The organism is Microcystis flos-aquae FACHB-1344 (genome assembly GCF_014698375.1).
In the GTDB taxonomy this organism is placed as follows: domain Bacteria; phylum Cyanobacteriota; class Cyanobacteriia; order Cyanobacteriales; family Microcystaceae; genus Microcystis; species Microcystis aeruginosa.
Window position 1 is genome coordinate 1 of sequence record NZ_JACJSW010000233.1, and the last position, 21,599, is coordinate 21,599.

The window sequence follows — 21,599 nt, forward strand, 5'->3', positions numbered from 1 at the left end:
AATTTTGTTGATGTCTTTAATATAATACTCACTCAAATCAATCTCAACGGTTTTACCTACAAGTTTTAAAAATCTCCAGATAGTTCCAATGGTCACGACTCCGTAAATGACAGAAATTTCATTACCTTCCTGTTGGTTGAAGATTTGAGCGGCGATTGCTTCAGCAATACACTGACCAAATCCTGAGTTTAAGTTTTCATTTTTCGCCTCAACAATTGTGATAATCGGCTGACGAATAAATAACTGTTCTGGATTTTTACTGATAATAAAGTCGCAAATACCGTTCAAGCCTTGGCTGAAATCGACAGTAAAGTCAACTCCAGAAAATAGACTAATTTGGTGTTTTAATTTTCTTCGCAACTCTAATAAGACAGGAGCAATAATCATTTCTGAACGAGCTTTTTCGGTGTTGATAGCTACTGCTAAATCCACTGTTTCTTGGAGAGTTGTCATTAAATATTCACTACCCTCTACTTCTGGGATGGAGGCGAATAATTCAGAGTTTTCCCGAATGGTTAAATCAAAAAGTTTTACTAATTCATCTAACTTGAAATTGCTATAAACCATTGACACTCACCGCCTTTTATTGTTCAAATAAAATTCTGATAAACACCACTCCAGACACAGAGGAAACAGAGTTTTTTTATTGTGGTCAATCATCCGTATCTGATATGAGTCATACAAGGTATTGAGCCAGGTTCTACACAATCCTAATCATTAGACCTCTCCAATAATTGTCGAAATAAGGGCTGAAGCCCTTACTACGAGTTCCGATTAAAAATCTTTTCTGGAGATGTCTATTGAGCTAAATCAGGAAAAATTTTCTGTCCAGATTCCTCTTCAGATTTAAGTTCTTGTAGTCCTTCATGGTCATGATACCTGATCCCAATTGTTGTCCCCATCCCAAGATATCCGTTTATTAGTACCGTGATACGCATTCGATAAGTAAAAAACTACTCGGTTTCCTTCTACGCTTATTGTAAAAGTATTACCGTTATTGGTAATTGTCAAATGTCCTCCATCAATATGCAGTTTTTGTTGTGGATTATCAGTTCCGATGCCGACATTGCCACCTAAATCTTGAATAAGAACCTTACCAGCATTGGCAGCCGAGCGGATATACCAATCGCCAGTAGTACCCCAGTGAATATGACTCCAGTTCGGTCCCAAAGCCGCCTTACGAAACGCTGCCGTGTTCCAAACAGTGTTACCGCTTGGGTCATCAACTGTTAACTTAGCATTGGGAGTTGATGTACCAATTCCTACATTCCCTCCATCTGTTTGGAGAATGAGATCAGACCACGCGCTTAGAGTGTTATTGTGAGCGCCGATGGTTGCTTTGTCTTTATAGGTTCCTAAAACAACCCGATTACCCTGCTGAACGCCAAAATTACTAGCAATCCAAGTAGAAGGGCTACAGATTCCCGTTACTGTTAAACCTCCATTAAGAGTCGAAGCTCCTGTTACATTCAAACCATTTTGAATTGTCAGCGCCCCCGTCATCGTATCCCCGGCTTTTTTCACTGCCAGGTCGAGGTTTTTTACAACTCCTGTTAAGTTTGAACCATCTCCGAGAAATGAGGTAGCTTTGACATTGCCATTAACTTCCAATCTTTCGCTAGGAGCGGCGGTAGTGGCAATGCCGACGTTGCCAGTAACAGTGAGATTATTTTGAATTGTCAGCGCCCCCGTCATCGTATCCCCGGCTTTTTTCACTGCCAGGTCGAGGTTTTTTACAACTCCCGTTAAGTTTGAACCATCTCCTTGAAATGAGGTAGCTTTGACATTGCCATTAACCTCTAATCTTTCTTGGGGTTGCTCAATACCAAGTCCAGTCTTTCCAGTAACATAGAGATCGCCATCAATTGGAAAAGTCATAATTTTGCTCCTGTCGTCTTAGGTTTTTTCTACAATTAGTACATCAATCAGATAAAATTCTGAGTGGGGTGGGTGCTTTTGAATGCTTCCCGAACAAAACGTTCTTGGGAAAAAGAGTGGTATTTCAGGTTGGTGGTGCGTTAACGAAGTAACGCACCCTACAAGATCAGCGATCGCACTGATTACAGAAGTGGTGCGTTACGGCGAATTATTAATTTTGGTTTTTTGACCAAATTGATAGCCGACTAACGCACCCTACACTCTGCTTTTTCTAGCAGTTTGTCTAACCACTGCTCATTACAAATCACAATTAGGGATTTTTGCTTCTAAAGATTTGACTTTTTCTGCCAATTCTAAGATTGTCTTTTGTTGCTCTTGCAAGACTTTAGTTAATACGCCAACGATATCCATAATACTCACTCCTTTTCGGTCAGAGGTTGCCAACAATTTCGGTACATCTTCAGCGATAAATCCGATATTTTGATGTTGGTCACTATCGGTTTTGTAATTGAACTTAACGGGATTGAGTCCTGCTAAAGTTTGAGCGGCTTCCTGGAGGGAAAGCAGACCAATATTTTCTTTTAGTTCTTTGGAAGAACTTTGGGCGAACTGGCCAAAAACTTGACCATCACCTCGAATATAAAAGGGGGTACTCGGTCCACCGCCAATATCTCTGACTCGAAAAAAATAACTATTGCCAGCATTTTCCATAGTCCCAAAAGTTCCTACATCTATACTCATCGCGCCAACTGGTGTACCGCCGCCATCGCTAGATAGGCAAATCTCTTGAGCAACTAGGGAAAGTCTGCCATTGGCATCATTGATAATTCGGGTATTGAAATCTTGTGTCAGTCCGGCAAAATGGAAGTCGATGTAGGGTGTGCCACGACCTGGTGTAGAGGAATCTCCACCAAGCTCAATACTACCTCCTTGATCGGATTGCAATCTACTACTATTCCCCCAGTTAATCTCTCCTTGTACTGATAAATTGCCGTTGATACTTTGCTTTCCCGTAAAGGTATTTTCCCCTCTTGTTGCTACTAAGCTGGGAATCCGGTTAATACTTAACGTACCTGAAGTAATTTTCTCAGCCGATAAATTAGGAATCCGGTCAACACTTAACGTTCCCGAAGTAATATTTACCGCATCAATCTTGCCTGAGATTGTGCCAGTAACAGTCAAACTATTTTGAATTGTCAGCGCCCCCGTCATCGTATCCCCGGCTTTTTTAACTGCCAGGTCGAGGTTTTTTACAACTCCTGTTAAGTTTGAACCATCTCCCAGAAATGAGGTAGCTTTGATATTGCCATTAACCTCTAATCTTTCTTGGGGTTGCTCAATACCAAGTCCAGTCTTTCCAGTAACATAGAGATCGCCATCAATTGGAAAAGTCATAATTTTGCTCCTGTCGTCTTAGGTTTTTTCGACAATTGGTACATCAATCAGATAAAATCCTGAGCGAACTGTCTGCAAGGTAATCAGAACAGGATTGCCTTGATCATCTGTCTCGAATTGTTGTCCTGGAATATTGCCCCCAACTTCTGCTTGAGGAGGTTGAGAGGGTGGGGGTTCCATTGCTTCCCCTGCTACTTGGGGAGGTCGAGGGATGGCTGCTGTTGCTGGCAAAGGTTGCGGGGTGGGTGCTTTTGTTTGATACTGCTGCTTCAGCTTGGGTTTGGGATAACTCTCGTACAGAGCTTTCATAGATGCTAAATCAAGCCTTGTACAATTTGCCTCTCCTGTGATTTTCTTTAAATCAGTTTCGGATACGTCAACGCGAACAATCCCCTCTTCTGCTCCCTCCTTAACAATAACAAAGCCATAGTTAAGATCGCGCAAGACTTCAGGCACAAGAATTTCCGCTGTGCCGCCACTTTTAGGCTGTACAGATAACGGAACTTGAAAGAATGCTACAGGCATAATTCCCTCCTATTGAATATTCACAAATACAGCAATATAACCTGTTCCTTGTTCCAGAGGTTCTAAGGCTTTGCCAATAATGCTGCCAAGTTTAGGATCGGTGGCCTTCTTGGCGTGGCCAGGATTGTTAGAGGAGGTGAGTAAGTCACCCACTTCAATCGGGGCTTCTGTAGCATCCACCTTACAGTGAGCATAAGCACCTAAAATCACCACATACAAATCGCCCCCATCTTCGATAAACGTGGGATCGTCGGCTCCGATGCGGGTGTCAGGAACCTCGGGACCAGGGATGGCTTCGCTATCGACAATGCCGATGACTTTGTTGTCATTTTCCTGATCGGCGAGGGTGACTTCGGGAATGGGAACGTTGTTGTTTTCCCCCTGAAAGCGGGCGATAGGTGTCCCTTTGAGTTTCACCACATCCCCTGTTCGCAAGCGCTGTCCGCTGCGATTAATAAACCGATCTGTGATGTGTCCGGATGACACGCCCCCTGTAATAATCGCTTTCCCGGCAACGTATAAGGGAACACCACTATTATCAGCAGCGGCATAAACCCCGTAGGCTGGAGCTTTGGACTGAGAAGCATAGGCATACCCATAGACCCCGTAAACTGGAGCTCTGAACTCAGTAGCAGTAACAGTTACGCTGCCATAGACCCCGAATATTGGAGAGTTTACCTGAGTAGCATTATAAACATCACTCCTGGCATAGACCCCGTATATTGGGGACTGGATCTGAGTAGGGGTAGAACCATAAAAAGAGCCCTGGGCATAGACTCCGTAAACTGGCGAATTTGCATATGATTGCCCCGCATTGGCAACACCACGAACTCCGTAAGTTTGCGCTTTTTCCTGGCTGGCATAAGCGCTGCCATAAACTCCGTAACTCATGGCATATTGCTCTGTAGAAGTAGCAGAAGCGCTGCCCTGCACTCCGAAACTAATGGCATTTGAGAGTTTACTATTAGCAGAAGCGTTGCCCTGCACTCCGTAACTATAAGCATATGAGAGTTTACCAGTGGTAGAAGCATTGGCAGAGGCACTTACTCCGTAACTTTGGGTGTAGGTATTGTAATAGTTATTATCTATCTGAGAACCGGAAGCAGTGCTAGAAGCATTAGCAGAGCTAGAGATTCCGTAACTATAAACGTTCGAGTATTCCGAAGCAGTAGTAGAAGCATTAGCATCGTTAGAGATCCCAAAACTTTGGGCATAAGAGAAATTAGAAGTAGTGCCTACCGCGGCAGTCGATGCGTTGGCACTGTTCTGAATCCCGTAAGCGAGAGGGGCGATAGATAAATCATTGGAAGAAGCGGAAGAATTGGTATAGAGGCATCGTTGAAAGCCTTCTCCCTGAACTTGCAAGGGAGACAATTTGTAAGCATTAACTGCTCCGTTAGCCAGTTCATTGGTGCCAACTGAACCATCAATGATTTTGGCAGCATTAACTGAATTATCTGCTAATTTGTCAACGGTAACTGCTCCATTAGCCAGTTCATTGGTGCCGACTGAACCATCAATGATTTTGGCAGCATTAACTGAATTATCTGCTAATTTGTCAACGGTAACTGCTCCATTAGCCAGTTCATTGGTGCCGACTGAACCATCAATGATTTTGGCAGCATTAACCGAATTATCCGCTAATTTGTTAACGGTAACTGCTCCGTTAGCTAGTTCATTGGTGCCGACTGAACCATCAATGATTTTGGCAGCATTAACTGAATTATCCGCTAATTTGTCAACGGTAACTGCTCCGTTAGCCAGTTCATTAGTGCTGACTGAACCATCAATGATTTTGGCAGCATTAACCGAATTGTCCGCTAATTTGTCAACGTTAACTGCTCCGTTAGCCAGTTCATTCATGCCGACTGAACCATCAATAATTTTGGCAGCATTAACCGAATTATCTGCTAATTTGTCAACGGTAACTGCTCCATTAGCCAGTTCATTCATGCCGACTGAACCATCAATAATTTTGGCAGCATTAACCGAATTATCTGCTAATTTGTCAACGGTAACTGCTCCATTAGCCAGTTCATTCATGCCGACTGAACCATCAATGATTTTGGCAGCATTAACTGAATTATCTGCTAATTTGTCAACGGTAACTGCTCCATTAGCTAGTTCATTCATGCCGACTGAACCATCAATAATTTTGGCAGCATTAACCGAATTATCCGCTAATTTGTCAACGGTAACTGCTCCGTTAGCCAGTTCATTCATGCCGACTGAACCATCAATGATTTTGGCAGCATTAACTGAATTATCTGCTAATTTGTTAACGTTAACTGCTCCGTTAGCTAGTTCATTGGTGCCGACTGAACCATCAATAATTTTGGCAGCATTAACCGAATTATCCGCGAGTTGGTCAATTGTCACCTTACCGGAGGCAATTTTGGCACTGGCGAATGTCCGCACGGAATTGTCAGGATTTCCTTCGATCTTATCATTAGCAAGTGTTACCTTTGCTAACAGAATCAGCGTACCGTCATTGCTTGGTGGTGATGTCGTGCTTTTGACTAATGGGCGTTCAGTAATGCGCCTGTATTGATCAGTCACACCACTGGTGGTATCTTTATCAGCCTCATCTTTGACATCCTGATACTCAATCGTCACATATATATCACCAGTCCCAGTGAGGTTGAGGGGTTGCGGTGGTGGGTCAGAGGGTAGGATAATTTCTTTACCCTCTTTATTAATTGCTATACCGGGGCTGATGGTAACTTGTTTGTCACCAGTTTTGCTGACAATTAATCCATCAACTACTCCCCAGCTATGAAGTAATTGATTGTGGCGATAGCGCATATCACGGTGATATGTCTGTTCGTCGATGAAATCTTTTTCTACCAAAAATTCGGAAGTGAAATAATTTGGGCGCTTAATCTCTGCCATAATCTCTAATCTCCATATTTCCTGATATTTGCTAAATTTTAAGGACTTGTGGTTGGTTGTGTGGGCATGGTTCCGAGGATAGTGTTGATTCCTAAAACACTGGAATCTTTATTGCCGATTTGGATAGTTCCGGGATAAATCGGTATAAGTTTGTAATCTGTATGTGCCGGTTTTTCTAGTTGAATCAGTGCATTAGCAATTTCCAACTGTCGTGCTAACTCTTGGGGTTTGCTCTTTAATTCTTCTGCTAAAGCGATAGTGACAGTAAAAAAGTGCGGCGGACCACCACCCAAATAAGTATCTTTCCCGATGGTGGAATGTACCCCAATCTGAAATTCTGCCTCTGCGGTTTCAATAACGCTAGGTTTACCCAGAACAAAAATCCGCAACAGTTCTTCTAAGTTTGTCTTTGTCCCCCGTAATTGATAGTGTTTAATAATATTGGCAATGAACTGTCGCTGGATAATGGGGTTGACATCTGCTCGCAGGCTAAGGGCCGTCCAACTCGCCAGCCAAGAGAGAAATTCATCAGGGGTTTGTTGGGGATCAAAATAAGTCGCCACTCCGGCAATAATTTCTTCTAAGCCATTGGGGGGGAAGTTGCGGTTATTCTCGATTTCAGGGAAGGGAACTTCATCTTTAATTCCCAAAAGTATCTTTTCAAAGGCCAAGAGAAATTGACCGAGGAATGGGTCTGCCTGGTAAATGGCGGGGAGGTACTCGAGCAGGCTGCTGGGGGTTCTGGTAGGAGTGCTAGGCATGAGAATCCAACTTCCGATTTCTTGATTACTTTACGGGAGACTCAAATTTCAGAGCGATAGTACCTGGAACAACAATTTCTTCTGGCTGAATTTTGATCGCTATCAGTTTACCATTGTCTCGCAACAAACGGTCAGGGTCACTTACTGTTAGTTCTTCTTGTTTGTTGGTAGCAGTTACAAAATCTATTCCCTCCAATTTGTCAAGTAACTCGTAAATTTCTGAAACATAAACATTTCGACCAAAAGGCCAGCCTTTGCCGTCTGTACCTCCTGTCAGGGGATGGAGGAACTTTTGCAAGATAGTGATCGCTTTGGGACGAATATCTGCTTCCCGGACATCACGGTTAAGATGTAGAGTCAGCCGCACTCCCACCTCAACATATCGCGGTGCAACTACGTGTACTCTTGTAGTTAACAGCCGTCGAGGTTCGAGGTATTTAGTTACTTTCTGAATTAGTTCTTCTGTCGGCTGGGGTTTTAAAGTTTCTGGTGGGGCATAGGGAACAATCACCACACTGATATGTCCGGGTCTTTTTTCTGGCTTTAACGGGTTTTCTGAGACTAGATTGCGTCGGGGAAGGCAGCGAGTACGGGCTATCTTTGAGTCTGCTGCTAAAGCTAGGTTTTCAAAGTCCTTGCAGGTGACGGCACGTTCTGACTGCCGCAGCTTAAGCACAGTTTCTCGAATTTCTTCATTCAGGGTTTTCTGCGGTGAAGGCTGCCAATCTCGCCCATTCAGCAGTTTCAAGAAAGCGTATTGATTGGTATCTGTCACCCGGTTGAGCCGATAAATCAACAGTTCGCTGAGGTAGGCAAACAACTCAATCAGGGTTATGCCTGGATCGGAGGGATTATAATTTGTCCAGTCCGGTGCGTAGCTAGGAATCAGGCTGAGAGCCTCTTGCACCAGATCCTCATAGCTGCGGTCATCTAGGTTAGGTAATTCTAGCGGCATATTGACTTCTCAGGATTTCTCAAAAAACAGGTTAACAGTATGCTTGCCGGAGTAAACTAAAAAGCGATTTGTTTTCATTACTTGTTTCACCTCCTCTGACAAACTTTCTAGATCTTCCGGGGGATCTACCTTGAGAGAGCGGATATAGTCCACACCGGAGACAGATTCCAGCAGGGCGTAGAAGTCTGAATTGTGCGGTTTGCGACCAAAGTCCCAACCCTTGCCATCTAAGCCACCGGTGAGGGGATGTAAGAAGCGAGTAAGAGTTTGATTGACCGCCCCCTCAACTGCACTTGCTCCTTCTAGAGAGGTGAGGGCAATATCTGCGGTGACACTCACGCTGAGATACAAAGGTCCAACTACGGCGATATTGGCAGTAGGAATCCCATAGGTTTCCAAGTAGTCTTGGACGCGGTTGAGCAGTCCTATACTAGACAAGGGTTTAATCTCGGTGGAACGGGAGACAATAATAATGCTAACATCTCCCGGTGTGATAGGGTTTAGATCCAGTGGGTCATCAACCAGATTGCGTAAGGGAACGCATTTCGCCCGCGCTACCTCTGGGGAAGCCAGTTTGGCTAAGTCTTCGTAATCTTCTAGGGTGACGGCGCGATCGCGGTGACGGATAGTTTCAGGGAGGCGATCGCGCAGGGATTCCAGGGTCTCTGCTTCTGTACCACCCACCGCCGCTTGTAAGTTGGTTACTTTCTCGATGTAGGGAACTGTGGTTTTCAGTTGCACAATGCTATCGACTGGTTTATTCCCCGCTTCACCGCCGCCTGTCTGATACCGCGCTATCCTTAGATTACCAGTTCCCAGAGGCGGAATCAGCCCGTTGCGTCCGTTACCAAACTGAATTTTGCCCGTAAGCTGGTCGAGGACGTAGTGGCGATCGCGCGAAGTTGAGCCATAAAAATCAGGAACTTGCTGCCATTGTACCCAGACTTCTCGAGAATTGGGAATTGGGGTAATCGGGTTGCTATTTCCTGGCAGTTTTAGTCTCTCTAGCTCTAGTTCTGAAGGTTTTTCTGGTTCTCTGACCTCCAATTGTGGGTTTTGCAGGACGGGAAAGCGAGTCGTTTGGAAAATTTGATTTTCTGACCCGTTACTAGAACCTAAAATTTCCTTGACAATCGTGATCGTTTGGCTGGCAAAAGTTGTATTGAGGGCAAGGTTGATGATTCTAGGTTCAATGAGATAGTCTCCTGTTTCCCACTGTACCCGTAACCAGTAACGTTCCGATAAGTCAAACTCGGCTTTAGTTTGACAGTCAGCCGGAACTAAGAATTTAATTAATCCTGAAAGGGTGAAATTTTCGCTGCCATCCTCGACCGTAAGTTTTGACCAAGCTTGTCCATTCCAATATTGCCAAGATAACCGGACTGGCGACCTTGGTGGTAGTTGGTCTGCCACAAAGGTTTCTAAAGTAGCAGTATAAATAGTAGCAAAAGTATCAGGACGGCTCAGGCGTAGGAAAGCAATATCTCGGTTTTCCTGATTGAGATCTTCGGGAATAGTAATCTGCACTTTTAAGGATTTTATTTCCCCAGGAGCAAGAGTAATTGAAGTCCCTTCCTCTGAGATTGTCGTCTCCCAATTATTGCCCCAAATTTCCACTCGCCAAGTGACTGATTTATCCGTATCATTCGTTACCCACAGGTGATGGGTAACTATTCCAGTTGTCCCAGCTTGACGACTGTAGGGAGGAGAAAGAGGGATAAATTTTTCCCCATATTTCAAGTCTGCTAAGCAGACAAAAAGACTCAGAGGACGATTGGGGAAATTGGAGCGATTTTGCGGGAGGGTAAATCCTAGATATAACGAAGGATGAGATTCTGTGAGGGATTCAAAAGGAATAAATGGTTGTTCTTTCTGTTGAATGTAGGTAAAGTTATTGTAGGTTTGACAAGCAGAAAGGGACTGAGTAGCATTATATGTATAACTTAGGGTTAGGGATTTGAGCAAAGGGGGAGAAAGGGTGTTAGAAATTAACCATACTCCTGTCCCCACTGGATGAGGCGATTGTAGGGCTTCTGTCAAGGTCAGGCTATTATTTGAGGTATTAACAACCCCGATAGTTCGGACCTCCTGAGTGTTAGTTCCCGTGGCAATTTGGATGCGATCGCCCGGCATAAACCCCCGGCTACTGTTGACGATAATTTGCTCGGTGTTTTCCCTAATTTCTTGTCTGAGGGTAGTAAAGGTAGGTGGTTGAGAGGAAGGACCCGTGCCATAGTTTCCCCGAACAATCCGCACGCGAATCCAATAATTAGTCTTGCCATTAACTTCACCTAATCCTATCTGATTGGGCAAAGTAAAAGTGATTGACCCGCTTTGGGTGAATTTGGCAGTTGCTGGGCTACTAAAAGTTACCAATAATGGCTGCCAAGCCTTGCCATCCCAAGCTTCCCAGGCTAATTCAACTTCGTTTTCGGTGTTAGCGGAGACAGTTTCATTGAGGGCGATGTTGACTGTTACCCTAGCTCCGGCTTTGGAAAAGACTTCCTGACTAGCTAGGTAGAGTGTGTCACTGAGGCGGGGGGTTTCGCCAAAGGGAGAGAAGTCTTTAGTTAGGTCGAGGGGTGAAGAATTAATAAAACCGAGATCGGGTAGTAAATTAGACTGAGTAACGCTCACGCTCGCTGTAATCCCTTGAATTTTCGGTAAGGGAGGAGAACCAGGGATTAAAGACTGATTAAGCGCAACTTTCAGCCAGGACGCTTCTACGCCATTGATGATTTGTTTAACGGGAACGGGAAAGTTAGGAATTGATACTTGCCAACTTGGGTTATTTTCTGAGGTATTACTGACTAATTGACTGATTTGCCGCCAATCTTGACCATCCCAATAAGACCAAGTCAAGGGGAGTCCTGCTAACCTCTGAGCCTCCTCAGATTGAATTGTTAAGGTGGCGGTTTTGGCAACTGGTAGGGTGAACAGGTCATCGCAAGCTAAGTACAGGCTGTGTTCGACTCCCGCATCGCCATGAAAGACAAAACCCGCAGTTGCAGTTTTGGTCGTCAGCCACCCAGTGCGATCGCTCCAGGTATCCTGCTGCGGCTCCCGCACAAATACGGAGGTGAGTTGAGCGGCGGTAACTACTAATTCCGCTTCTGTTTCAAAGATGACTGGGGCTTTTTCCCCTTCCGCTGGGGGAGCGGCTACCTGAGTTCCCACTGGAACCACTACATCCACTGTAGAGCCAGCCGCCAAAGAAAAGGTCAGGGGAGTGCGAGCGGCTTGAGGTGGGAGGCGGGAGGCACCCAACAAATCCAGGAAGGCGAGGAAATTCTTGTCAGGGACTTGGTTCAAGCGCTCAATGATAATTTCGGCAAAGCGAGCGAAGGTGCCAATCAGGGCCGCACTGATGCTCCCCTTTTTCGGCAGGCGCTTGCCCGTTACCGGATCTACTTCAAATTCCTGCCAAGTGGGTGCATATTCAAGCAGTAATTCCTGCAACTGCTGGGTAATCTCAGTTGCTGTGCGCTTGTCAATTTTCGGGGCTGATTTAACCATTGAATTATGAATTATGAATTATGAATTGGGAATTAGAAGATTAGCCGATGATCAATCTAAAATCAAACAGGATTCTCAGGATTTTAGGATTTTCAGAATTTGAGAATTTTAGGATGATCAATATAAAATCTAAAATCTAAAATCTAAAATTCATCACCCGGCACTCCTTTCTAAATAAAACGGATAGACGAGATTAAAAACGTTATTACTTGCTCGCACCTGATATTCAATACTGATGAGCAGTTTTTCTCCGTCGCTGTCGGATTGGGGAATCACTTGAACGTCTAGTACATCAATGCGAGGCTCGAACAAGAGCAAAGCTTCTCGCACTTGTTGGGAAATTTTGCCAGCGGTGGCTGCTGTATTCATTTCAAAAACGAGGTCGTAAATCCCGCAGCCGAAATCAGGGCGCATCACGCGCTCGCCCTTAGCCGTTCCCAGAATGATCCAGATGGACTGACGGACGCTTTCTTCGTACTTTGCCCATTTGAGTGCCCCCGAATCGACCTGAATGGGGAATCCTACGCCAACACCTAAAAAAGATTTCTCCATCTCCATCCTCCCCTTAACCAATTAAGACAGTACCGACAGCAATAACCTGTCCTACGGGCAAATCGGCTGGATCGTTGCACGTCTGCGCCATATCGCCGTTACGCGCTGCCATCTTACCGTTGATCTTGACGGTTGGGCTACCGATTTTAATAGTAGCTTTGTTGGCGGGAGGGTTCTGGAAGGCCGTACCAGGAGGGGTAGGGATATGGGGCGGAGTGTTGTCTGCCGTACTGTCCACGGTGGCGGCTGCCATCCCCATAATCTTGACATCTGCACTGAGGTTGCCGTTGATGATGCCAATAAAGGGGTGGGGAAGAGGAGTCGGAACTGGCGGTCCCGGGGGTGCTGGCACCATGACAATGTGGGTGTCGGTAGCAATAATTTGGTCGCCTTGTTTAGCTGCGGGTTGTCCCATAATGGATTTTGGATTTTAGATTTTAGATTTTAGATTTTGGATTTTGGATTGAGTATCCTGAAAATTCTGATTAGATTTGGTATTAATCATCCTGAAAATCCTCAAATCCCGAAAATCCTGATTTGATTGGGGATTCACAACTAATTGAGGTTGATAGTTGCGCCTTTGAGGTTCATGGGGGCGCTGGCTTTGATATCCATGCCGGCTCCAGCTTCAATTTTACTGTCGGTGGAAGACTTGATTTCGATTTTTTGTGCGTCTAGTTTGATTGTGCCTTTAGTGGCAGAAAGGGTAATATCTTTGTCAGCGGTAATCGTAATTGTGTTATTAGATGTATCGAAAATTAGGCTGTTATTGCCAGTTTTATCGATAATTTCAATAGTTTCTTTGCCATCTTCATCATTGAGACGAATGGCGTGACCGCTGCGAGATTTGATCAGCCGCAGGTTATTTTTTCCGTCGCTATTATTAGCCGGAGGTGCATCTTTACCATTCCAAAGAACCCCCAAAACGTAAGGAAAACGTGGGTTTCCCTGCTCGAAACTAACTAGAACTTCATCATCTACTTCTGGAAGAAAGTAGATCCCTCGTTCTTTCCCGGCCATTGGGGCAGCAATTCTCGCCCAGTTGCTTTCATCTTCATCTTTATCACTAAGCCAGGGAAATTTCAACTTGACCCGACCTAGGTTATCCGGGTCTTTGTTGTTGGTAACTATGCCTACGACCACTCCGAAAATACGACCGGCGATCGCTTCCCTAGTTTCCGTATCTACTGTCACCTCAAAGAGATTCATATGGCATTCCTCCGAACTGTAAAATAGGTGAAGTAACCGCGAGTCCCGTAGCGATGGCTGGCTGCCGTAACGTAATACAGTCCACTAAATCGCTGACCAATCCCATCGATCTCAATGACTTTACCGGCCCGCACTTGGGTATTACCCCGACAAATGCCTTCACCAGTAATCAATCCCAGTACCTCCCGATTAAATTGAGCTTTAGCAAATTGATCAGCTTCAGCTTGACTGGCAACGGGGCGATCGCTAATGCCTCCTATCCCCTCACCGAAGGCACTCTCACTAAGCTTGGCACCACTCGACTGTCCCCCCATCGTCGAGACTTCATCCCCTGCCTTAGCCTGTCCAAGAACTTTTTGCTTGTCCTTGGCACTCCAGCCGCGCACTGACACCTGGTTCACCTGTCCGAGAGAGGAGAGGCGGGGATAAAATTCCAGCAGTTCATCTTCCAGAGTCAGGGTTAAGACGGCGCTACTGGCATTCCCTACCGGACGGAACAAGAGGGTTTTGTCCTCTACTACTACCTCATACTGGAGCTGCCGCGCTCGTGCTTGCAAGAATTCCAGATCGGTCTGGTTAGCCTGCATAATATAGTCATGGGTGACTTGGCTATCTTCGGCTTTGGCAGTAAGTCCTCCTTCACTGGCAATTTGAGCGGCGATGTCGCTGTCTTTTTTCTGGAGGAAAGTACGAGTCTTGCGTCCTCTTTGTAGTCGGTGGCGGCGATCATAACCGCGCACGATAAAGCTAGGCAGGCGATTAATCGCAAATTCTGGTTCTAATCCGGTGATTTCTCCCTTAATTAAGGTGGCCAGTTGGCTCCCATAACCTAGTTTAACCTCTACTTCGGTACCAAGAGCAAAAAGAGCGTCATCGAGTAAGGAAATCTGACTATTCTGAGTTTCAAGTCCAGTCAGTTCCACTGTGAACATACTGGGTAGAGTCAGGTCATCCTCAACGGTGATGCTAATAACCTGAATTTCTGTCTCAATTGGCAGTGGTGAACCGCCAATTTTCAGAGCAAAACTCGGTAACAGCAAATTTGGCGTACTCGTTGTCGGCATTATCGATAATTCTCCTGATTTTAGATTTTAGATGAGTTTTTTCCCTGTTCCCTGTTCGTCGCCATATAACTCTGTCACCTGCCCAATTCCCAATTCATAATTCATAATTCATCAACGTAGTTTCGGAATAATTAGAGGATTGCTCACTTTTAAATGGCGCGGATCGTCTAGATTATTTGCTTGGGCGATAATGCGCCAGAGATTGGGATCTCCATATACTTCCGCCGCTAGGCTGCTCAAAGTGTCTCCTCGCTTGACTAGGCGTGTCGTTTGTTCTGGATCGGTTTGTATGAGGTCTTTTTTTCGATCAATCCATTCAGTAAAAGTCACTGTCAGCCTAGCGCGTAGGGGTTTGCCATCACTTTTGAAGAGGGTGAAGTTTTGCACCAAGTTAGTCACCACTCCAATAAAGGGAAACTCAGGAGGATCAAGGGGGTTTCCCCAAGACACTGTGCAAATTGGCGGTTGATTGGTATCCCGTTCAATGCGCGTCAGCTTGACAATTTTATTGGTGAGTTGGCGCACGTCATCTACTGGCTTACCCTCAACGGGTTCGGTCACGTCAAAAAACAGTTCTAAAACAAGGGTACGACTTCCTCCTCCCCCAAACTGCAAAACTGGTGCATTCAAGTTTATCTGAGTGGCAGATTGAGTTGTACTTGCTGTTGATGCTGAGGTACCAGTAGATGATTGCGGACTCCAGGTGACTGGTTTGGTAATTGAATAAGCAGTCGGATTGAATTGCACCGTAATTTCTGGCAGCTTAGACGGTGGTAGAGGTTTAATCTTTAATTTGGTAGGCGTTTCTAGTACCATTGGCTTATCCCCCGACGTTCACGTTCAACGGTTAACTGGCGAAACAGCAGACGGCTGACTTGTTCGGCAATGTCTGCCACATTGACTACCGGAGTCTGGTTTGCTGTCTGAGCGATCGCTGGTATAGCAGGATTTGATGGCATAGCTTCCATCTCGGAAGCCGTATTTGACATCTGGCGCAGGATATTGGGACGATTAGGATTGACTGGGATACTGACTGACGGCAAAGAGGAGTCAGTATAGCCGTTGTTGGCGGCGGAGAAAACTGTCCTCGCTGGTTCACTGGTAGTTTTACGCCAAACCAGATTGGTCGGGATTGAGAGGTTTCCTGGAACCTCTCTAGAGGGAATTTCTGGGACGACGGCGATCGAAGTTGTGGCTAATTCGGAGTTAACGGCGGCAATATCTCTATTTGCTTGATTTCCTGACTGTTTTTGTCCTCCGATCGCCTCTCTGTGTATTGTACCTGAACCTGTTGTTAGTCGGTTAGATTCTTTATCTAGCGATTGTAAGCTTTGCCGCAGCAACAAGGGGGTTGCTGTGCTTAAATTGCTTACTTGAGGTTGTCCTAATTCCACTGAGGTAACTTTTGTTTCTCCTTCTGTTGACGCAACTATTGCCTCTGATTGGTCTAAAGTAGCTGCTGATTCTGAGTTAGAAGTGGGATTATTTATCCTTTCAGTAATTGTTCTCAAAGGTAAAGGAGATTCTCCCGAAGTAGCGGTTAGGGAATCTATCTTCTTTTCTTCAGATGTTTCGTCTGGCTGCTGCAAATTTTGGCGTAACAACAAAGGATTGGTTATTGCTTCGTCACTAACTAAAGACTGTCCTTGTTCAATAGCCGTAACTTTTGTCTCTGGTTTGAGAGATATTTCTGCTGATTCTGAGTTAGAAGTGGAAGTATTTATCCTTTCAGTAATTGTTCTCAAAGGTAAAGGAGATTCTCCCGAAGTAGCGGTTAGGGAATCTATCTTCTTTTCTTCAGATGTTTCGTCTGGCTGCTGCAAATTTTGGCGTAACAACAAAGGATTGGTTATTGCTTCGTCACTAACTAAAGACTGTCCTTGTTCAATAGCCGTAACTTTTGTCTCTGGTTTGAGAGATATTTCTGCTGATTCTGAGTTAGAAGTGGAAGTATTTATCCTTTCAGTAATTGTTCTCAAAGGTAAAGGAGATTCTCCCGAAGTAGCGGTTAGGGAATCTATCTTCTTTTCTTCAGATGTTTCGTCTGGCTGCTGCAAATTTTGGCGTAACAACAAAGGATTTGGTGTGCTTAAATTGCTGACTTGAATCTGTTTTAATTCAACTAAAGTAACTTTTGTTTCTTCCTCTTTTGGCGCAACTGTTCTCTGTGGTTGAGCTAAGGTAACCGCTGGCTTGGAGTCAGGATTTGACACCGTTACACTTTCAACAATTGTCCTCAAGGATGGGCTATTTTTTTCAGAAGTGTTTGCTGGAGCATCTATCTTCTCAGAGGAATTTACTTGTTTACTTAAAGAATTAGAATCTGGTGCTAAGGGAACAGCTTTGCGACTGAGGCGAAAAGTTTGACCGGCTTGGGAATCAGAAATCTTTTCTCTTGGTGGCGCAATCTTCTCCTGATATATCCGTTCAGATAACATTGCTGAAGACAATTGGCTAGTGAGGTTCGGTTCGGTTGTAATTGGCTGCACTGGTGTAGCCAACATTAATTCCGTACCGCTACCTGGTTCACTCTCACCAAAAGCATAACGAGATTGCCACCTTTCTAGGAAACGGGAACGCTGAACCATCCAGCTTGGAACTCGTGCTAATTGAGTCTGGAATTGTTTTAGGTTAATCACCCCAACAGGTTCACTCTGGAGGCGAAGGAGACGCTCTACCAGAACAGATTTTTCATCAGGAGAATCGACCATCTTATACACCTTTTTAGAAACCAATATTGACAGATGCACTTAGTTCAGCGGCGATTCCTCCTACCAAACTACTCACGCTAGGACGGCTGAGTCCTCGGTGAAATAATTCGACACTTTCAAAGGCGACGTTGCCTGAATCTGCTCGCAATTCTGGGCCAGTCCACTTATAAGGAAAAGCTTCTTTAAAGTTCCACCAAATGACCGGGATGCGCTGCTTGTTCAGCAAATAAATTGTGCCGTTTTGGCGTTCAATCTTGCCTTGGACTACATCTTGATGCCAACTCCATAGTCCATCAATCGGGGTAAGTCCGTGCTTGAGAATCAAGGCTGGGGATTTGCTGCGCCCGGCAAAGCGATGTATGTAGTCATTGACACCGCCTTCCTGGTACTCTTCAATAGTAGTTTCTACCTGCAAACCGCTACATTCAGAGAACCCTCCTGCCAAAATTCCTTCAATCTCGACCAAAAAATTGAAGACCTGATAGGGATCGCTGCGAATTCCCAAAAGATTGGTCGCCAAACTGAAAGCGGCGTTTAAGCCCAAGGATGGCATCGGTTATTTCCTCCTGTTTGCTCAAGTTTGTTCGTTAAAACGCTGGTTAATCTTGGCGATTTCTGCTACCCACTGCTGGCGTTCTGGGTGTTCCAATCCCAGAATGTGTTCCGGCTGCCAGTGAAAGTGGTAGGCGATGTAGGCTACCTCCTCATAAAGCCGTTCGAGGGGGTAGCGCCTTACTCCCCCAAGCTAGTGAGTTCCACGTCAAACTCTTTTTCGCAGTAAGGGCATTGGGTATGAACCCGGTTGTGACCATTTTGATTAATGCGGCAGTAGAGGTCTTGTAAGTAAGCCAAATCTGCCGCATACAGTCCTTCAATCACCTTCGGGTTGATATACTCCAGGCTGCCAAGCTTAGCGATGACCCGCGACAGCAGGACGATCAGCAGATAAGCTTGGTTGCTACGGACACGGGGATCTTTGAGGGGGGCAATTTCATCGAAGGCAGTGGCTAGGCGCATCACACCTTCCCGATGCAGGTTGCCTTCCCCATCTATATACCCCAGGGGTAAGGTAAAGGGAAATTCAGTCTGGAGCATGATTGAGTGATCAGTTTAGCCTGGGATTAAGCTTTAACCATTTCTTCGTGGACAATTTCTAGGGTTTCAATCGCTACTTCATTGCTGGTGGCATTAAAACTTGGTCCTGTCCATTTAGAAGGCCAGGCTTCCCGCAAATTCCAGCGCAATTTTTCTTCCTGCGCTTCGTTGAATAGGACAATCGAGACATTTTTGCGGGTGGTTTTCCCACTGATCACGGTTTGTCGCCATTCCCAGAGGGTCTTGGAATCGGTGATGCCGCGTTTTAAGGTAATTGGCGCGAATTTATTCAAACCGGTCAATTTACGGACGTGGTTGGCATCGGTTCCTTCCCGATAGTCAACGGGATCGGTGGTCGCATCTAGACCGCTGCATTCGCGGAAGCCTGCTTCTTGAATACCGTCGATTTCAACGCGAAAATTGAAACCTCGATAGGGATCAACTCTGTCAGCCATAGAAAATCTCCTTGTTAAACAACCAGTAATAGTTAGGAATCAAGCGGTTGGGCGCATTTCCACGCTTCCCGCTCGATGAATGATCCGAATCACGAGAAACTCAGCAGGAGCAGCAGTTGCTAAACCAATTTCAGTTAGCACCTTCCCTTCTTCCCGGAGGTCGGTCGGGTTAGTTTCAGCATCGCATTTGACGTAGAATGCCTGGGCTGGGCTGGCTCCCTGGAGTGCCCCTGACTGCCACAGTTGGGTTAAGTAAGCACTCAGTTCTCGCCCAATTCGCACCCACAAGCGGGGGGAATTGGGTTCAAAGGCTGCCCAGCCGAGATTTTGGTCGATCCACCGCCCCAAGGTGAGGAATAGCCGCCGGACGTTGAGATAACGCCAGTTGGTATCTTGACTGAGGGTCCGCGCTCCCCAGACGCGCAGTCCGCGACCGGGAAAGGCCCGCAGGCAGTTGATGCCAAAAGGATTCAACTCACCTTGAAGGGAATTGTCGATCGCCACTTGCAAATCGAGGGCATCCTGAATCTCTTCATTGGCTGGGGCTTTGAAGACACCCCTAGTGCGATCGCTGCGGGCAAAGATACCAGCAATATGACCGCAGGGGGGAACCCAGCGCCCTTGGGTATTTTTCAGCCAGGGATAGTAGAGAGCGGCGTCAATCGGTTTGGGCTGGCTGCGGACAATTGCCTCTCGTTGGTTTTTGACTGCTGCTGCGGTACTGTTTGGGAGAGGATCGAGAATGGCGAAGCGATCCCCTTGTTGGGCGCATTGTTTCAACATTGCCTGTTGCACTTGGATAATGGCACTTTCATCCGTCAGCCTCATGGCATCGGGGATTGCCAGCAAGTCCAAATCCTTCAGGGGAGCGAGAGACGACAAAGCCGCTTCTAAGGCTGATTTTGGCTCTTGATTGGATTCTGCTCGCACCACATAGCAGCGAGTCCCGCCATTGGCAAAGAAGCCAGTCACTGCCTCTAGTAGATAGCCTGGGGCGGTAAAGTTTTCGCTGAATTCTTCCTGATGGTGTAATGCCCTCGGGGTGTTGACTGGGAAATCCTTCTCTGATGGCTTAGCCTGAAAGAAGCCGACGAATCCAGGAATGCCAGTGGGTAGCTTGGCTTCTGGTTGGCGGAAGCTTTCCTTTCGATAGACACCTGGCGTTTTACAGTCGATCTCCATAGCTCACCTCTTTTTTAGCTGGTTTGGGCCATCTGGCTGATGCGGAAGATGACAAATTCAGCCGGACGGACAATCGCCACGCCAATTTCCGTGACGACTTGGCCCAATTCGCGCAACTCGGGCGGGTTGTTTTCGGCATCGCACTTGACGTAAAACGCCTCCTGGGGTGTATTGCCAAACAAAGCCCCCGAGCGCCAGACATTGGTGAGGAATGCCGAAACGTTGCGGGTAATTTGTTGCCAGAGGGCGGGAGTATTCGGCTCGAAGACCACCCACTGGGTGCCTTCGTCAATCGATTCCCGCAGAAAGAGCAGGGTGCGGCGGACGTTGATGTATTTTAAGTCAGCATTGTCATCGCCACCGACGGTTCTGGCTCCCCAGACTAGGATTTTGCCATTGAGGACGCGGATGCAGTTGACTCCTTTAGGATTCAAGTTATCTTGGTCAGCTTTACTGAGGGGCTGGCTTACGTTTTGTGCGCCAAAAATCACCTCATTGGCCGGTGCTTTGAAGACTCCCCGCTCGTTGTCAACGCGAGCATAGACTCCTGCCAGATGTCCACTAGGGGGGACAAATAGCGACCCATCACCAATAGGATTTTGTAGTTTAGTCGCTGGGTCAAAAACTTTGATCCAGGGGAAATACCAGGCGGCCAAATCGGTTCTTTTCGGCATGACTCCTGATTCAGCCGGAATTTTGGTCAGAGTGGTTAAATCGTCAGCCGTCTCAGGTCCATCTAGGATAGCAAACCGATCGCCGGTGGCTTTACAATGAGCTACCACTTTATCTCGGATCGCGTCATCGGTGTTTCCTGGGATTGCTACCAGTGAAATTGGATCGATAGTGGCAAAGGCATTAAGTGCCTTGTCAATCTCAGTTGCCGCATCTTTAATCCTGACAACGTAGCAACTGCTGCCGCCATTGTTGAAAAAGCCGTAAACAGCATGAACGAGGTAGTTGTGTTTTGTATCTTGAGAGAAGTCCCCGAAGAACTGCTTGAACTGGCTGAAGTTTGTGCACAGTTTCACTATACCAGCCTCGATCGGCAAGAAGAATGGCTTATAATCGGCAGTGATAGCATCCTCGTTGCCTGGTGAATTAGTAAAGGTCACTTGAGAGACTTTGTTCGTCTCGTCATTGGACAGCGTTGCCTCGGTCGGGTTGCCCTTAACCTTAATTTTAAAGGTGCCTGCATCGGTCACGACTGGATACCGGCTCAGATTGAAGACTTTCTTGGTTCCATCCCCCTTACCAACTGGTTCATCGATGACTACATCAACAAATGGCGAATTGACTTCATCTGGCACGATGCCAATAAATCCGGGGATGCTGGTGCTGACTCCGGCGATCGCTTTGACTGCTGAAGGTACTTCTTCAACATAAACGCCGGGAGAAAGATATTGAGGCAT

General features: G+C 46.1%; 19 protein-coding genes and 1 pseudogene. All 20 read right to left on the reverse strand.

Going from position 1 to position 21,599, the window contains the following annotated elements:
* The coding region (locus H6G48_RS24920) for a hypothetical protein (protein ID WP_190723750.1) at positions 1-567 on the reverse strand (567 nt) is incomplete at its 3' end.
* A gap of 303 nt (positions 568-870) precedes the next feature.
* Entirely contained in the window at positions 871-1,878 is a 1,008-nt protein-coding gene (locus H6G48_RS24925; RefSeq protein ID WP_190723751.1) for a hypothetical protein, read from the reverse strand.
* A 297-nt stretch (positions 1,879-2,175) separates the two neighbouring features.
* Entirely contained in the window at positions 2,176-3,273 is a 1,098-nt protein-coding gene (locus H6G48_RS24930) for a tail fiber domain-containing protein (RefSeq protein ID WP_190723752.1), read from the reverse strand.
* Positions 3,274-3,291: 18 nt separating this feature from the next.
* Positions 3,292-3,798, reverse strand: a complete 507-nt coding sequence (locus H6G48_RS24935) for a hypothetical protein (protein ID WP_190723753.1) — start codon at positions 3,796-3,798, stop codon at positions 3,292-3,294.
* 9 nt (positions 3,799-3,807) lie between these two features.
* On the reverse strand, positions 3,808-6,690 hold the full coding sequence (locus H6G48_RS24940) for a hypothetical protein (RefSeq protein ID WP_190723754.1): 2,883 nt from the start codon (positions 6,688-6,690) through the stop codon (positions 3,808-3,810).
* A gap of 38 nt (positions 6,691-6,728) precedes the next feature.
* Complete coding sequence (locus tag H6G48_RS24945; RefSeq protein ID WP_147069012.1) at positions 6,729-7,451, reverse strand: phage tail protein; 723 nt, start codon at positions 7,449-7,451, stop codon at positions 6,729-6,731.
* A 25-nt stretch (positions 7,452-7,476) separates the two neighbouring features.
* A complete protein-coding gene (locus H6G48_RS24950; RefSeq protein WP_158200512.1) occupies positions 7,477-8,406 on the reverse strand; it encodes a baseplate J/gp47 family protein in 930 nt (309 codons plus the stop codon).
* A gap of 9 nt (positions 8,407-8,415) precedes the next feature.
* Positions 8,416-11,922, reverse strand: a complete 3,507-nt coding sequence (locus tag H6G48_RS24955) for a putative baseplate assembly protein (protein WP_190723755.1) — start codon at positions 11,920-11,922, stop codon at positions 8,416-8,418.
* Between the two features lie 153 nt (positions 11,923-12,075).
* Positions 12,076-12,474 (reverse strand): GPW/gp25 family protein, encoded by a 399-nt coding sequence (locus tag H6G48_RS24960; protein ID WP_002770393.1) that lies wholly within the window; start codon positions 12,472-12,474, stop codon positions 12,076-12,078.
* A gap of 13 nt (positions 12,475-12,487) precedes the next feature.
* Positions 12,488-12,829 carry a PAAR domain-containing protein gene (locus H6G48_RS24965; protein ID WP_242034775.1) on the reverse strand — a complete coding sequence of 114 codons (342 nt, stop codon included), beginning with the start codon at positions 12,827-12,829 and terminating at the stop codon, positions 12,488-12,490.
* 200 nt (positions 12,830-13,029) lie between these two features.
* A complete protein-coding gene (locus H6G48_RS24970) occupies positions 13,030-13,683 on the reverse strand; it encodes a phage baseplate assembly protein V (protein WP_190723757.1) in 654 nt (217 codons plus the stop codon).
* Entirely contained in the window at positions 13,680-14,747 is a 1,068-nt protein-coding gene (locus H6G48_RS24975; RefSeq protein WP_190723758.1) for a phage late control D family protein, read from the reverse strand. Before H6G48_RS24975 ends, H6G48_RS24970 begins: the two co-directional genes overlap by 4 nt.
* Before the next feature lie 111 nt (positions 14,748-14,858).
* Positions 14,859-15,563 carry a CIS tube protein gene (locus tag H6G48_RS24980; protein WP_190723759.1) on the reverse strand — a complete coding sequence of 235 codons (705 nt, stop codon included), beginning with the start codon at positions 15,561-15,563 and terminating at the stop codon, positions 14,859-14,861.
* Entirely contained in the window at positions 15,554-17,458 is a 1,905-nt protein-coding gene (locus H6G48_RS24985) for a hypothetical protein (protein WP_190723760.1), read from the reverse strand. Before H6G48_RS24985 ends, H6G48_RS24980 begins: the two co-directional genes overlap by 10 nt.
* Positions 17,459-17,471: 13 nt before the next feature.
* Positions 17,472-18,011: a phage tail protein gene (locus H6G48_RS24990; RefSeq protein ID WP_002770405.1), complete on the reverse strand. Its 540-nt coding sequence runs from the start codon at positions 18,009-18,011 to the stop codon at positions 17,472-17,474.
* A gap of 21 nt (positions 18,012-18,032) precedes the next feature.
* Positions 18,033-18,170: pseudogene (locus tag H6G48_RS27305) on the reverse strand (DUF6760 family protein); the annotation flags it as partial.
* A 20-nt stretch (positions 18,171-18,190) separates the two neighbouring features.
* The gene (locus tag H6G48_RS24995; protein ID WP_002770407.1) at positions 18,191-18,553 is read right to left on the reverse strand and encodes a hypothetical protein; all 363 of its coding nucleotides are present in this window, start codon (positions 18,551-18,553) and stop codon (positions 18,191-18,193) included.
* Positions 18,554-18,579: 26 nt separating this feature from the next.
* Positions 18,580-19,008 (reverse strand): phage tail protein, encoded by a 429-nt coding sequence (locus H6G48_RS25000; protein WP_002770409.1) that lies wholly within the window; start codon positions 19,006-19,008, stop codon positions 18,580-18,582.
* A 39-nt stretch (positions 19,009-19,047) separates the two neighbouring features.
* Complete coding sequence (locus tag H6G48_RS25005) at positions 19,048-20,190, reverse strand: phage tail sheath family protein (protein WP_190723761.1); 1,143 nt, start codon at positions 20,188-20,190, stop codon at positions 19,048-19,050.
* Positions 20,191-20,204: 14 nt separating this feature from the next.
* On the reverse strand, positions 20,205-21,599 hold the full coding sequence (locus H6G48_RS25010; RefSeq protein WP_147069020.1) for a phage tail sheath subtilisin-like domain-containing protein: 1,395 nt from the start codon (positions 21,597-21,599) through the stop codon (positions 20,205-20,207).

Coding starts and splice junctions, on each gene's coding strand:
- H6G48_RS24955 (WP_190723755.1), bottom strand. CDS start 11,922: ATGGTTAAATCAGCCCCGAAAATTGACAAGCGCACAGCAACTGAGATT.
- H6G48_RS24990 (WP_002770405.1), bottom strand. CDS start 18,011: ATGCCATCCTTGGGCTTAAACGCCGCTTTCAGTTTGGCGACCAATCTT.
- H6G48_RS24995 (WP_002770407.1), bottom strand. CDS start 18,553: ATGCTCCAGACTGAATTTCCCTTTACCTTACCCCTGGGGTATATAGAT.
- H6G48_RS24980 (WP_190723759.1), bottom strand. CDS start 15,563: ATGGTACTAGAAACGCCTACCAAATTAAAGATTAAACCTCTACCACCG.
- H6G48_RS24975 (WP_190723758.1), bottom strand. CDS start 14,747: ATGCCGACAACGAGTACGCCAAATTTGCTGTTACCGAGTTTTGCTCTG.
- H6G48_RS25000 (WP_002770409.1), bottom strand. CDS start 19,008: ATGGCTGACAGAGTTGATCCCTATCGAGGTTTCAATTTTCGCGTTGAA.
- H6G48_RS24930 (WP_190723752.1), bottom strand. CDS start 3,273: ATGACTTTTCCAATTGATGGCGATCTCTATGTTACTGGAAAGACTGGA.
- H6G48_RS24935 (WP_190723753.1), bottom strand. CDS start 3,798: ATGCCTGTAGCATTCTTTCAAGTTCCGTTATCTGTACAGCCTAAAAGT.
- H6G48_RS24970 (WP_190723757.1), bottom strand. CDS start 13,683: ATGAATCTCTTTGAGGTGACAGTAGATACGGAAACTAGGGAAGCGATC.
- H6G48_RS24925 (WP_190723751.1), bottom strand. CDS start 1,878: ATGACTTTTCCAATTGATGGCGATCTCTATGTTACTGGAAAGACTGGA.
- H6G48_RS24950 (WP_158200512.1), bottom strand. CDS start 8,406: ATGCCGCTAGAATTACCTAACCTAGATGACCGCAGCTATGAGGATCTG.
- H6G48_RS24960 (WP_002770393.1), bottom strand. CDS start 12,474: ATGGAGAAATCTTTTTTAGGTGTTGGCGTAGGATTCCCCATTCAGGTC.
- H6G48_RS25005 (WP_190723761.1), bottom strand. CDS start 20,190: ATGGAGATCGACTGTAAAACGCCAGGTGTCTATCGAAAGGAAAGCTTC.
- H6G48_RS24945 (WP_147069012.1), bottom strand. CDS start 7,451: ATGCCTAGCACTCCTACCAGAACCCCCAGCAGCCTGCTCGAGTACCTC.
- H6G48_RS25010 (WP_147069020.1), bottom strand. CDS start 21,599: ATGCCTCAATATCTTTCTCCCGGCGTTTATGTTGAAGAAGTACCTTCA.
- H6G48_RS24985 (WP_190723760.1), bottom strand. CDS start 17,458: ATGGTCGATTCTCCTGATGAAAAATCTGTTCTGGTAGAGCGTCTCCTT.
- H6G48_RS24940 (WP_190723754.1), bottom strand. CDS start 6,690: ATGGCAGAGATTAAGCGCCCAAATTATTTCACTTCCGAATTTTTGGTA.
- H6G48_RS24965 (WP_242034775.1), bottom strand. CDS start 12,829: ATGGTGCCAGCACCCCCGGGACCGCCAGTTCCGACTCCTCTTCCCCAC.